Source organism: Mesorhizobium sp. P2_E7 (genome assembly GCF_056403855.1).
On the sequence record NZ_JBFUER010000003.1, the window covers coordinates 397,893 to 410,497 of the forward strand.

11 protein-coding genes are annotated in these 12,605 nt (G+C 62.7%); 1 reads left to right on the top strand and 10 read right to left on the bottom strand.

Features of this window, described 5'->3' with window-relative positions; all coding sequences use genetic code 11:
* Positions 1-93: 93 nt before the first annotated feature.
* The 8 genes from tilS to ybgC all read right to left on the bottom strand — a co-directional run bounded on the left by tilS (position 94) and on the right by ybgC (position 8,047).
* Positions 94-1,476, bottom strand: a complete 1,383-nt coding sequence (gene tilS, locus AC1DYC_RS21035; RefSeq protein WP_477409559.1) for a tRNA lysidine(34) synthetase TilS — start codon at positions 1,474-1,476, stop codon at positions 94-96.
* Positions 1,477-1,528: 52 nt separating this feature from the next.
* Positions 1,529-2,611 (bottom strand): tol-pal system protein YbgF, encoded by a 1,083-nt coding sequence (gene ybgF / locus AC1DYC_RS21040; RefSeq protein WP_477400607.1) that lies wholly within the window; start codon positions 2,609-2,611, stop codon positions 1,529-1,531.
* A gap of 204 nt (positions 2,612-2,815) precedes the next feature.
* The gene (gene pal / locus AC1DYC_RS21045; RefSeq protein WP_112559660.1) at positions 2,816-3,322 is read right to left on the bottom strand and encodes a peptidoglycan-associated lipoprotein Pal; all 507 of its coding nucleotides are present in this window, start codon (positions 3,320-3,322) and stop codon (positions 2,816-2,818) included.
* A 262-nt stretch (positions 3,323-3,584) separates the two neighbouring features.
* Positions 3,585-4,895 carry a Tol-Pal system beta propeller repeat protein TolB gene (gene tolB / locus AC1DYC_RS21050; RefSeq protein WP_477409561.1) on the bottom strand — a complete coding sequence of 437 codons (1,311 nt, stop codon included), beginning with the start codon at positions 4,893-4,895 and terminating at the stop codon, positions 3,585-3,587.
* Positions 4,896-4,924: 29 nt separating this feature from the next.
* Positions 4,925-6,085 carry a hypothetical protein gene (locus tag AC1DYC_RS21055; protein ID WP_477409563.1) on the bottom strand — a complete coding sequence of 387 codons (1,161 nt, stop codon included), beginning with the start codon at positions 6,083-6,085 and terminating at the stop codon, positions 4,925-4,927.
* Between the two features lie 7 nt (positions 6,086-6,092).
* Entirely contained in the window at positions 6,093-6,545 is a 453-nt protein-coding gene (tolR, locus tag AC1DYC_RS21060) for a protein TolR (RefSeq protein WP_477409565.1), read from the bottom strand.
* 9 nt (positions 6,546-6,554) lie between these two features.
* Positions 6,555-7,265, bottom strand: coding sequence for a protein TolQ (tolQ, locus tag AC1DYC_RS21065; RefSeq protein ID WP_477409567.1), 711 nt, complete (start codon positions 7,263-7,265; stop codon positions 6,555-6,557).
* Positions 7,266-7,573: 308 nt separating this feature from the next.
* The gene (gene ybgC, locus AC1DYC_RS21070) at positions 7,574-8,047 is read right to left on the bottom strand and encodes a tol-pal system-associated acyl-CoA thioesterase (protein WP_477409569.1); all 474 of its coding nucleotides are present in this window, start codon (positions 8,045-8,047) and stop codon (positions 7,574-7,576) included.
* Between the two features lie 65 nt (positions 8,048-8,112).
* On the opposite strand from ybgC, the gene AC1DYC_RS21075 reads away from it, so the two are divergent.
* On the top strand, positions 8,113-9,363 hold the full coding sequence (locus AC1DYC_RS21075; RefSeq protein ID WP_477409571.1) for a glycoside hydrolase family 5 protein: 1,251 nt from the start codon (positions 8,113-8,115) through the stop codon (positions 9,361-9,363).
* Between the two features lie 143 nt (positions 9,364-9,506).
* Here AC1DYC_RS21075 and AC1DYC_RS21080 read toward each other — a convergent pair whose 3' ends face one another.
* Both AC1DYC_RS21080 and AC1DYC_RS21085 read right to left on the bottom strand, forming a co-directional pair.
* Positions 9,507-11,252, bottom strand: coding sequence for an adenylate/guanylate cyclase domain-containing protein (locus AC1DYC_RS21080; RefSeq protein ID WP_477409573.1), 1,746 nt, complete (start codon positions 11,250-11,252; stop codon positions 9,507-9,509).
* Between the two features lie 391 nt (positions 11,253-11,643).
* Entirely contained in the window at positions 11,644-12,552 is a 909-nt protein-coding gene (locus tag AC1DYC_RS21085; RefSeq protein ID WP_477409575.1) for a metallophosphoesterase, read from the bottom strand.
* Positions 12,553-12,605 lie beyond the last annotated feature (53 nt).

Consider the following 12,605-nt stretch of genomic DNA (forward strand, 5'->3'; position numbering starts at 1 on the left):
ACGCGTATGAGAGGAAACTTGGGCCTAACATAGGGAGAGCGCCTCCCCTTGCCAAGCATAACAGCACGTCTGGGTTAAGCTTTCACGCCACCATCAACCGGCACTGTGGCGGCTGGAAGGCAAGGCCGGGACGGGCGGCGCGCCCGTCAGTTCGGCCACGGCCCCGGCAAGCACCAGATCGAAGCAAGGCAGGAAGCGTGCAAAAGGCGCCACGGCCGGGCTGAGGGCGATTGCCGGCGCCGCTGTTCCATCCCCTGCAAAACCAAGGCATTCGCCGCCGCGCCACAGCGCCGGTTCCGCAGCCAAAGCGGAGCGGGCAAGGCTCGGCGGCGCGCCATTCCCGGCAATCGCTTCGGCCGCGGCGGCAGCGCCGAGCGGCGCGATCAACAATGCCCCAGAACTGTCGCCCAATGTGATCGCCTCTGCTTCGGCGACCCGCCTGCGACCGTCCCAGAGTCCGGCCGCCAACGGTGCGGCGGGCGGCAGGTCGCGCGATTCACGGTACAGGAAGATGCCGGTGCGCCTGCTATCGACGACCGTCCGCGACAATGTGGCGCAAAGCGTTCCGGCTCGCATTTGCTCGAACAGCGCTTCGCTGCGCGCCTGGTCCGGCAATAAGGCGACGCCGCCGGTCGCCGCCAGCAGAACGCGCAGCGCATAGACCGCCGCTCGCGTGTCGTCGGCTTTGATCAATCCGGGATCGAGACAGATGAGACCCTTCGCCGGCCGGCTGGCAAATTCACCGATCAGCGCGGCTGCGCGGCGGCCGAGTTGTTCGCGCTCGGCTGCTGCACGCCTGGCCAGGCCGATCGTCTCGGCAAAACGCTGCCCGCTCCGGTCTTCGCCAAGCACGCTGCGAATGCGTGGCCGTTCGAAATGCGCATCCGTGTTGGTCGGATCCTCCGCCCAGCCGACATGTTCGCGCCGCAGGAAGGCGCGCAATGCCGCCCGCCGTACGCCGAGCAGCGGCCGCGCGATCCAGATCCGCCAGTCATAAAGGGTTGCCGGCGCCATGCCGGCGAGGCCTCGGCCTGCCGTTTCACCAAACTGGTGGCCATCCTTCCGCGCGGCTCGCATCAGCACGGTCTCGGCCTGATCGTCCGCTGTGTGGCCGGTCACGATTACACCGATGCCTTGCGCCTGCGCGGCCTCGGCCAGCAGCCGGTAGCGTGCCTCGCGCGCCGCGGCGGGCAGGCCGGTCGACGGCTTGGCGCCGGACCAGTTGAGCGTGCGGTGCGCGATGCCGCGCTCGGCACAGAGCTTTGCAACGGCGCGTGCTTCCGCCGCTGCTTCCGGGCGCAGACCGTGGTCGATCGTCACCGCCAGCAGCCTGGCTGTCGGGGCGCTGCGGTCGAGGTGAGCTTTGAGGAGAAGAAGGAGGGCGGTGGAGTCGCTGCCGCCGGACACGGCCGCAACAGCGCCGTTGGAAAAGTCGATCGTTGAAAAGTCCGAAACGTCAGGCTCGGTATCGAGCATCAATGCATGTCGCCCAAAACTGGTCCCCGGACGCCGACATGCAAGGGAAAGACTAGCACGCCGCCAGCGCCCTCTCCTGTTTGACGCGTTCCTTGAGCGCGGCCGAAATATCGGGATAGCGCTTGCCGATCTCGCCGAAGGTGGCGCAGGCGACATCCTTCTGCTTGAGGCCGACCAGCGAGACGCCGAGCTTCAAAAGCATGTCGGGCGCCTTCTTTGCCTTTGGATAGTCCTTGCTGGCAGAGAGGAAAACCTCGGCCGCGTCATGATACTTCTGCTGGCCGAGCAGGGATTCGCCCAGCCAGTAATGCGCGTCCGCCGCCTTGGCGTCCTTCGGGAAGCGGGCGATGTGGTCGCGAAAACCCTGCTCGGCGGTGCTGTAGTCGCCCGACAGGATGAACTGGTAGGAGTTGCGGTAGATTTCTTCCGGATCGTTGGTGGAAGGCAGCGCCGCCACCACCGTGCCGTTGGACTTGCCGGTCTTGGGGCCGGTCGCCGGCGCCTCGGCGGCGGGCGCCGCACCTTCCGCCGGCGCGATCGCCTGCGTGTTGCCGCCGGCGTCGACCACATTGCCGTTCTTGTCGACAGTGATGGTGCCGAAGGTCTTTGGCGGAGTGCCGGTGATCACCTTGCCGGGATCGCCGGTCTGCGATTCGACGATGACTTCGCCGACGCTCTGGCCGCCATCCGATTGTGCACCCGAATCGGCCGGCGCCTGCGTTGCCGGGGCCTCGGCAACGCTGTTGCCGGTATCGCCATCCTGCGGCGCGGCTTCTGATTTCTTCTGCGCCGGCGGCTGCCCGCTGGAGCCGCCTTCCAGCTGCTGGAAGCGGAACTCGTTGTCTTCCTGCTGCTTGCGCATCTGCTCCTGCATCTGCAGGACCTGGAAATTGAGTTCCTCGATCTTGCCGTTCATCTGCCGCAGCTGTTCCTCAAGGCTGGCAGCGGTGGTGCCGTCCTGCTGCTGCGCGATCTGTTGCTGCTCCGGCTTCTCCTTCTTGCCGAAAATGCCGAGCGTCGGCAGATGGAAGGAAAAGCCGCTATCGGCGGGTTGTCCGGTGCCGCTCGCAGTAGCCGCGAAGCCTGATACGAGCAGCAGCGCAAGCGTGCCGCTCAAGACCGATCTGAAATGCATGTGCCTCTCGCCGTGTAATTCGTGAGTCTGTTCGCGCCTTCCAATCACAGTGGGACCAGCCAAGCGCCCTCGGCTCTTAGCAGGAGGCGAGACTTCGGCCAAATTTTGTTTCCGGATTTTGTTTCCGGGACCAGAACTGAAAAAGGCGGCCATTGGCCGCCTTTCGCATGCAGGTGTTGCAATTATGCGACTAAAGCGTAGCTATCAGGAACCGGCGCCGGAGAGCGTGGTGACCGCGCGGCGATTCTGCGACCAGCAGGAGATGTCGTCGCAGACCGCGACCGGGCGCTCCTTGCCGTAGGAAATCGTCTTCAGGCGGCTTGCCGAAACGCCCCTGGCGACCAGGAAGTCGCGGGTGGCGGCGGCGCGGCGGGCGCCAAGCGCCAGATTGTATTCACGCGTGCCGCGCTCATCGGCGTGGCCTTCGACGACGATGGCATACTGCTTGTACTGGTTGAGCCACTGCGCCTGGCGCGACAGCGTCGTCTGCGCATCGGCGCGGATCGAGGACGAGTCGGTATCGAAGAAGATGCGGTCGCCAATGTTGACGGTGAAGTCCTGCGCCGAGCCGGGCGTTGCGGCACCCGCACCATTGAGACCGAGGTCGGCGGCGCTGTTCGGGGTCTTCTTCGAGGCGCAACCGGTGATGGCGAGCATCGCGATCAGCGCAATCATCGCCGGGTTTCTGGTAAGTGCTGCGATACGGCCCATGCCGCCTCTCCTTCGTATTTCGAGTGATTTCGTTGATCACCCAGTAACCACGTTTGGGTTAACCGGCATTCAAGAAACACGGTTAAAATTTGGTTTCAGCCGCCCGTCCGCAGCCGAATAACCTCATGCCACAATGGTCGCGGACCGTAGGCGGAAATGCGGCCAAAAGGCGACTTTGGCGTGAAAAAAGCCCCGAAACGGGGCTTTTGGGGCACTGTTGCCAAGTTGCAACGAAGCGAACGGTGGCTCGGCTGAAACGTGGTTACTCCAGCAGCGGCGACCACGCCGGATCGGAAGCGAAATTCGCCGTCGGGATCGACTGTTCGTTGCGGCCGGTGAGGTCGACCGAAACCAGTTTTGGGCCACCGGCGGAGTCGCGGAAGAACATCAGCACGCGGCCGTTGGGCGCCCAGGTCGGGCCTTCCTGCTGGAAGCCCGAGGAGAGGATGCGCTCGCCCGAACCGTCGGTGCGCATGACGCCGATCTGGAATTCGCCGCCCGTCTGCTTGGTGAAGGCGACGAGGTCGCCGCGTGGCGACCACACCGGCGTCGAATAGACGCCGTCGCCGAACGAGATGCGGGTCTGGCCAGAACCGTCGGCGCCCATCACATAAATCTGCGCGCGGCCGCCACGGTCGGAGGTGAACACCACCTTGCTGCCGTCCGGCGAATAAGACGGCGAGGTGTCGATGGCGGTCGAGTTGGTCAGCCTGGTGGTCGAGCGGCTGCGCAGATCCATGGCGAAGATGTTGGAATTGCCGTCATCGCGCAGCAGGCTCATGATCACCTTCTGGCCATCGGGCGAAAAGCGCGGCGCAAAGGTCATGCCGGGAAAGTTGCCGACCAGTTCACGCTGCCCGGTCTCGATCTGCAGCAGATAGACCCGCGGCTGGCCGCTTTCGTACGACATGTAAGTGATTTCCTGCCGATTCGGCGAGAAACGTGGCGTCAGCACGATCGACTTGCCGTCCGAGAGATAGCGCACGTTGGCGCCGTCCTGGTCCATGATGGCGAGCCGCTTCTTGCGCGCATTCTTGGCGCCGGATTCGTCGATGAAGACGACACGCGTATCGAAATAGCCCTTCTCGCCGGTCAGCCGCTCATAGATGGCGTCGGCGATGATGTGGGCGACACGCCTGGTGTTGGCATCGTTGGCGAAGAACTGTTCGCCTGAAAGCTGCTGGCCGGCAAACGTGTCCCACAGCCGGTACTGGGCGCGGACACGGCCATCGGACTCCTTGGAGACACTGCCGGTGACCAGCGCCTGCGCGTTGATCACCTTCCAGTCGTCGAAGCGCGGCTGCGCATCCGGATTGGCGATCTTCTCGATGAAAGCCGCCCTGTCGATCGGCGCAAACAGGCCCGAGCGCTTCAAATCCTCGCTGACGATCTTGGATATCTCCGTGCCGAGCGCATCCCCGCCCTGGAAGTCGGTGATGGCGATCGGTAGCGGCTCGATATTGGGTTTGGTCAGGTCGAGCTGGACCAATGCCCTTGCCGGCAGTGTGGCGAGACCGCTCATGCCGGTCGCAATCGTGCCGATCAGCATTAGCGTCGTGAGAAATTTCTTCATTCGTTCAGCCTCGTTGATCTCTCGGCAACTCAGTACAGGTCGCTCGGGATGAAATTGACCTCGACCTCGTTCCACCCCAACGCGCCGTCATATTTCGCGACGGGCAAATTGTAAGGAGCGCAGCGCAGCACGGCGCGCCGTGCGCCTTCCGAGACGATGCGGGAAGCCGGGGAACCGTCGCCGCCGGACACGACTTCCGGCGCGCCGTCGATCTGGCCATCCTGGGTGAGCTTCATCCGGATGGTGACTTTCTGGCTGTCGCCATCGAATGTGCCGGGCGTCACATTCCAGCAACGCGTGATCTGCGCCTTCAAACCATCGAGCTCGCTCTGCGAAAGCTTGGTGCCCTGGTTCTTGTCGCCGCCGAGCGAGGACTGCTGGGTCGAGCTCTTGGCGCCGCCGCCGGAGGGCTTCTGCATGTCGAGCAGTTTGGAAATATCGTCGGCATTGAATTGTTTTTCATCCGACTTCGGCTTGGAGGATGCCTCCTTGACCGGTTTGTCGGCGTCCTTGCGATCCGGCGTCTTGGCGCTTTCGGCCGGCTGCGGCTTCGGCCGCGCTTCCGGAGCAGGCGCGGAATCGGGCAGTTGCGTTGCCTCGGCAGGCTGGTCCTGCGTGATGGCATCGGCGACCGCGTCCGGCTTGACCTCCGGCTGCGGCTTGATGGCCGCCGTCTTGTCCTGCAGCGGAGCCGGCGTCGGCTCCTTGGCGGGCGTCGGCTTCGGGTCGGTCTGTTTGACCGGCTCGGGCTTCACTTCTTCCTTCGGCTGCGGCACCGGTGCGACCTCGGTGGCCGGCACGGGCTTGGGCTTTTCCTGCGGCTTCGGCACGTCCTCGGTCTTCGGCTTTTCGACCGGGGTCGGCGCCTGCTCGGGCGCGAAGGTCGGATCGATCGGCCTTGGCTTGGCCTCCGGCGTTATCGGCTTGTCGGTGTCGACGGTGTTCTCGCCGACCTTCTGGGCATCGGGCACGATATCGGGGCGCTGTGTCGGGGTCGGCGCCGGTTTCTCATGCATGACGGCCTTCTTGTCGCCTTGCAGGACCTGGCTGACTGCCTCCATCGGCACAATCTCAACCGCCACCGACTCCACATCCGCGGACGGCAGGGCGGCCGGCGCCGACAGCGTGAACAGGCCGAAGGCCAGTGCCGCCGTATGCAAGATCACCGATGTGGTGAGGCCGGTCTTCATCTTGGCGTTACTGACCCTGTTCCTGCAGCGAAATAAGGCCGATGTTCTTGTAGCCGGCGGCCGAAATGAGGCCCATAACCTTCATCGCGGCACCGTAATTGGTAGTCGTGTCGCCTCGGATGTAGATGCGTTCCTCGTAACCGGTCTTCGAGATGGCCTGTAGTTTCGCCACCAACTCCTCGATCGGGATCTCGGTTTCCTGAAGATAAATCTGCCCGTCGGCCTTGATGGAGACCGTAATCGGCTGGGTATCGGCGTTCATCGCCTTGGCCTGAGTCTCCGGCAGATTGATCGGCACGCCGACCGTCAGCATGGGTGCGGCGACCATGAAGATGATCAAAAGCACCAGCATCACGTCGACCATCGGCGTGACGTTGATTTCCGACATCAATGCATGGTGGCGGCCGCGCCGCCTGTGTCCGCGCCCGCCGCGTCCTGCCATGCCAACCGACATACCCATATTCTTACCTCAGCCCTTGGGCGCTACTTTTTCATCGATTTGGCGCGAGAGTATGGCGGAGAACTCGTCCGAGAACCCTTCCATCCGCACCGCGATCTTGTTCGCATCCGATGACAGCTTGTTGTAGGCGATGACCGCCGGAATGGCGGCGAGCAGACCGATGGCCGTCGCCAGCAGCGCTTCGGCAATGCCGGGTGCGACAACCGCGAGACTGGTGTTCTTCGAACCGGCAATCGCCTGGAACGAGGTCATGATGCCGATGACGGTGCCGAACAGGCCGATGAAGGGTGCAGCCGAACCGGTGGTGGCGAGAAAGCCGAGACGGCCCTCCAGCTTCTCCATCTCGCGCGTCAGCGCCAGATCCATGGCTTTGTCGATGCGGGTCTGCAGGCCGAGCGGCGATTTGGCGCCCTTCTCGAAGCTCTTCTTCCATTCGCGCATGGCGGCGACGAAGATCGCGCCCATGCCCGTGGTCTTGCGGTCGGCGAGCGTGCGATAGAGCTCTTCCAGCGACTGCCCCGACCAGAACACCTGTTCGAAGCGATTCAGCGACAGTCGCATGCGGGCATAGGACACCAGCTTGTCGACGATGATTGCCCAGGTCCAGACCGAGGCGCAGAGCAGACCGATCATGACCAGCTTGACCACCCAGCTGGCCTGTGTGAACAGCGCCCAAATCGACAATTGCGCGCCCGGGTCGGCGAGTGCGATATTTTCCATCGTTCAGTCCTTAAGATTTTCCGGGCATCGCGGCGGCTGGCCCATGGGCATCCCTTGTGGTCCGTTCGCGCTGAGCTTGCGATTAACCCCAAAATGCACCGTTGGCGGCCTTTTCAGGGCAAATATTGGTGAAAGGAAGGCGCGCGGATTCTTCCAATCTTCACCAATCCCTTCATGAACCGTTATGGTTAAGGATGGGTTAGGAAATGTGGCGCGGCGCATTGCCGCGCCCTGGGGAGGACCGAAGCCTGGCTTCTTGTCTGGCAGGTGTACTCAACGCCGCTCGGATTGGCCGGCGACAGGCAGCCTTACCCGTTCGCCCTAGGGATAAAAGCTGCAATCCATTCCTTCGGGAAGCGTTTCGGCCGGCCATTCTCGCCGATGATCGCCGCCTGGACCTTCGCCTCGACCAGCACCTCGTCGCCGCGCTTCAATTGCTGCGCCATGACGATACGGGCGCCAGAGATGTCTTCGGTGCGAGTGTCGATGGTCAGGATGTCGTCCATGCGGGCGGGCGCGCGGAAGTCGATCTCCATGCGCCGCACCACCCAGACGATCCTCTCGCCGTGCTTGCCTTCGTGAAGTTCGGTGTGGTGGACGCCGGCAAGCCTGAGGTAGTCCGAGCGGCCGCGCTCGAAGAATTCGAGATAGCGCGCGTGGTAGACAACGCCGGAGAAGTCGGTGTCGGCATAATAGACCCGCGCCATCAGCCGATGGCCGAATTCCGTCAGCGCGCCGGATAGCCCGGCAGTGAGTGCCGCCGATTCACCATGATCGTCCATCGCGCTTTCCTTTTTGCCCCCGGCGGGGCACCTGTCTTGCCAAAATCACCAGCGCAGCGAACCGGATGGCACTGTTGACGGCGATGATCAAGACCTTGATGGCAGCGCTGCTGGTGCTGGCGGCGTCTGCGCTGCCCGGCCAGGCCGCAAGCTTTTCGATGAAGCGCGGCCTCAACCTCGACCAGTGGACCACCTGGGTCGGGGAAGACAAATGGAATGACCGACAAGCCATCCTGCCCTATCCGGAATGGCGCAAGTTCCTCAACGAGGACGACCTCAAGGCGCTGAAGGCTGCCGGCTTCGACTTCCTGCGCATGCCGGTCGACCCCTCGCCGTTCATGTCGGACCAGACGCTGGCGCTTCGCGACGACCTTTATGCCAGCGTGCGGGACTCGGCCCGCATGATCAACCGGGCCGGCCTGAAAGTGATCGTCGACATGCACCTCATCCCGGCCGGCGGTGGCCGCGAGATCGGCATGGGCCAGGTCATGGACGACCCCGCCATTTTCGACGCCTATGTCGAGGTCGTCCGCAAGATGGCGCGTACGCTTGCCACCGAGGACCCGGCGCAGGTCGCTTTCGAGCCGATGAACGAGCCGATCGTCGACTGCGACAGCGATGGCACCAGCCTCTGGCCGGAGCGTCAGCAGAAGCTGTTCGCCGCCGCGCGCGCCTCGGCCACCAGGCTGACGCTGATCCTCACCGGCGCCTGCTACTCCAATGCGGCCTCTTTGGTCAGGATCGACGCGAAGACGATCCCCGACGACAACGTCATCTGGACCTTCCACTCCTACGATCCGTTCCTGCTGACCCATCAGGGCGCGACCTGGGCCGGCGATTTCATTCCGTATGTCACCGGCCTGCCCTATCCCCTCACTGCGGTTCCGCGTGCCGAACTCGATGCAAAGCTGGATGCGATCCGCGCCAAGATGAAGGCTGAGGCGCCGTGGACCAGGCGCAATGGCCTGCTCGCCTATCTCGACGAGCAGGTGGCCAGCATGGACACGGACAAAAAGCTGCTCGGCGTCATGGATGCGCCGTTCGAAAAGGTCGAGGCCTGGGCCAAGGCCAACAGCATCAAGCCGGAAAACATCACGCTCGGCGAGTTCGGCATGATCCGCCAGGAGTATGGCAACCCCTATGTCATGCCGCCGCAATACCGCGCCGCCTATGTCAAGGACATGATAGCGCGCGCCGAGGCGCATGGCTTCTCATGGTCGGTGTGGAGTTTTGGTGGCGCCTTCGGCATCGTCGACGCTTTCAACGGCGAAAAGGCCGAGCCCGCCGTAATGGATGCGATCCGGTCGCTGCCTTAGGCCGTGAACCCATAAATCGGCCGCGCTGACGGCTCGCGAGGGTCCCCTATACCTTGGTAGCGATCAAATTCGCATCGCAGCGAAATGATGCGATGGGATGCCGGCATGGCCCGCCACATCGGCAGCGATGTGGCGGATCCTGATTATTCGGGAAGACCTGAAGCGCGCATTGCTTCGATAAGAGGTGTCGCGAGTACCGGCACGCAACCGATGGCGGAGCACTGGCCATTGCTGCTGAAGTTGGGTTGAAGTTGTATCACGCGCCCGGCAGCCGCGCTCGCATCTTCCATTCGTCCGAGTTTAGCAAGCGCCGCTGCCAGAAACATGTGCGAGACGCTGAAACCTGGTTTGCTACGAATGGCCCGTTGCGCTGCCGCCGCAGCATCTTCATAGCGCCCGCGAAGAAAATGACCCATGCAAATGCCATGCAGCGCCGCAGTAATCCACGGATCGAGTGGACTAAGGCGGATACCCCGCTCGCCCCATTCGATGGCACGCTCGGCTTCCCCTCCCCAGCCCAAAATCAACGCGCCCCACGAATATGCCCACGCTGCCGACGGGGAGATTGCAAGAGCGGCCTCGAACGTTTCCTGAGCCAAGATGCGGTTATGTTCGACAAGACCGATAGCGATTGCGGCATAGACAAGTGCTGGGGCATCGTCGGGGCCAAGCGCCACTGCAGTATGTGCGTGCTGTATCGCAGCTGTGCGATTGTCTTCACGCCTTCCCGCTCGGAGATATAGTATTTCATTGCAAAACGCCGTCTGGCCGTGCGCGAGCGCGTAGTTCGGCTCAAGTAAAAGTGCGCGCTCAAGGAGTGGCACTGCCTGCGACGCGCCCTCCGGCATCCCAGTATCCACCAGAGGCGTCGCGCGTAGCACGAGGTCGTAGGCGTCGAGATTTTCAGGCCGTTTGCGCTTCGCCCGTTCAATTTCGGCTTGGCGCAGGCTGGGCTCGATCGCGGCGACAGTGCTCAAAGTAATTTCATCCTGCAAAGCAAAGATGTCGTCGACAGCGCGGTCGTAGCGATCTGCCCAAATATGGGCCCTGGTCTCCGCGTCAATGAGCTGGGCTGTGATCCGTACTCGGTCGCTGGCCCGTCGCACGCTGCCTTCCAACACGTAACGAACACCTAGTTCCCGTCCAACCTGCCTGATGTCAACGGACCGCCCCTTATACGTGAAGGTCGAATTGCGGGCGATCACGAACAGCCATTTGAAACGGGAAAGCGCAGTGATGATGTCTTCCACCATGCCATCAGCGAAGTACTCTTGCTCCGGGTCACCGGACATATTCTGAAACGGTAGAACGGCGATTGAAGGTTTTTCGGGTAATGGCAGCGGTCTATTGCCATCCGCAATCGTTGCCTTCGGTACGTTACCAGGTTTAACTTCATATATTCGAACCACCCGATCAATGTTCTTTAGCGATCGCTCGCCCAGATCATCGAACTCGAACTTCGTTTTTCCCCTGACTTGTTCGAACGCACTTCCCGACAAACATACGCAGCCCGGCGAACACTCGTTCTCAACGCGCGCGGCCACATTCACGCCGTCACCAAAGATGTCGTTTTCGTCCCTGATAATGTCTCCGATGTTGATGCCAATGCGAAAGGCAATCTGTCCTTCCCGCCCGGCCATCTTCTCTTGAACAGCCATGGCGCAAGTCACCGCGTCGACAGCGCTAGCGAATTCGACCAAGAGGCCATCGCCAGTTGTCTTAACGATCCTGCCCTTGTGTTCCGCAATGGCTGGATCAACGATTTCGCGGCGGATGGCTTTAAGGGCTTCGAGCGTGCCGACTTCGTCAGCGCCCATTAACCGCGAATAACCGGCAACATCCGCTACCAACACCGCCGCTAACCGTCTCTCAACGCGCGCCGTAACCACCGCCACCCCCTGCTGGTTTGGACTGAATATAGCAGGATGAACCTCCGGCGGGAGACTTGGAACCCCGACAATAATCCACCACCGCTGCTGCGCTCCAATCCGCCATCCCCACCCGGACGAAGGGTCGGGGTCTGGACACCGCGCCAGGGCCGCTTTGGGTCATACGCGACAGGGCCGGACCAGCAGCAAGTCCGGCGATGTCCGTTATGCTGAAGGGAAGCGGAAGTAAATTCAGAGCATTAGTAGGACCGCGACCAACCATTGCGGGTTGGTGGCACTGTCCTAGATGTGATTCAAGCTCCGAAACCGGGGCCTCTGGCGTTCGTCAAACTCGCATCAATCCGAATTTGGCTGCGTGCTAATGAGTCCACGCCCTAGTCAGGGGCGAGGCCTAAGCGGGACCCAGATCGATCTGCAGGATCTCCGGGCGCATGCCGAACCGCACCGGTGCGATGCTGAAGCCGAGTCCACCCGACACAATCAGGTTGCGGTCATTCTCTACGACATGTCCATAAGCGAAACGGTTGCCGAAGCGTGACGGCACCACCGGTGAATAGCCGAACAGCCTGACCTGTCCGCCATGGGTGTGGCCCGACAGCGTCAGCGAAACCCGCCATGGCACTTTCGGGAAAATGTCGGGCTCGTGTGCAAGCAGGATGATCGGCGCCTGGTCGCTGACCTTCGCCAGCGTGCCGTCGAGATCGTCCAGGCCCTTGCCACGGCTCCGGCCCCAGGCCCGGCCGGGAAGCAACGCCAACTGATCGGCAAGACCGGCAAGCCAGAAGCCGTGCCCGTCCTTTTCCAGGCGCACGACATCGTTTTCAAGCACCGGAATGCCGACGGCCTCCAGCGCCTTGCGTGAAATCGTCGGCCCGGCGCCAGCCTTTTGGGCGGTGCGGTCTTCCCACCAGTCATGGTTGCCGAGGATCGACCAGACGCCGAGCGGCGCCTTGAGGCCGGAAAGTGCCAGCGCCCATTCGGCCGCATCCACCCAGCCCGTCACCATGCGAGTGCCAGCCGGATAATCGCCAAGCATGAGGATCACATCCGGCTCGAGCGCATTCGCCTCGGCGGCAAGCGACGCGATCCGCTCCGGCGTCATCCAGGGATGGCAGGCGTGGATGTCGGAAAGCACCGCGACGCGCAGCTTCAATCCCGCCGGCCAATGCGGCGGCGTCAGCTGGTAACGCTTCACATGCGTCAGCAGCATCGGCTCGATGCCGACCGCATAGGCGCTGAGCGAAGCCAGCGAGAGGAACGAACCCCCGACGAATTTCAGGAACCCGCGTCTGGTGATCACTTTCCTGGCTCCGGCGCTTGATCGGAGCAGTTCGCGCCGACATTTGCGCTCGA

Bases quoted from the DNA above. Each gene is read 5' to 3' on its own strand.
- AC1DYC_RS21075 (WP_477409571.1), top strand. From the start codon at position 8,113: ATGGCACTGTTGACGGCGATGATCAAGACCTTGATGGCAGCGCTGCTG.
- ybgC (WP_477409569.1), bottom strand. From the start codon at position 8,047: ATGGACGATCATGGTGAATCGGCGGCACTCACTGCCGGGCTATCCGGC.
- tilS (WP_477409559.1), bottom strand. From the start codon at position 1,476: ATGCTCGATACCGAGCCTGACGTTTCGGACTTTTCAACGATCGACTTT.
- tolR (WP_477409565.1), bottom strand. From the start codon at position 6,545: ATGGGTATGTCGGTTGGCATGGCAGGACGCGGCGGGCGCGGACACAGG.
- ybgF (WP_477400607.1), bottom strand. From the start codon at position 2,611: ATGCATTTCAGATCGGTCTTGAGCGGCACGCTTGCGCTGCTGCTCGTA.
- AC1DYC_RS21055 (WP_477409563.1), bottom strand. From the start codon at position 6,085: ATGAAGACCGGCCTCACCACATCGGTGATCTTGCATACGGCGGCACTG.
- tolB (WP_477409561.1), bottom strand. From the start codon at position 4,895: ATGAAGAAATTTCTCACGACGCTAATGCTGATCGGCACGATTGCGACC.
- tolQ (WP_477409567.1), bottom strand. From the start codon at position 7,265: ATGGAAAATATCGCACTCGCCGACCCGGGCGCGCAATTGTCGATTTGG.
- pal (WP_112559660.1), bottom strand. From the start codon at position 3,322: ATGGGCCGTATCGCAGCACTTACCAGAAACCCGGCGATGATTGCGCTG.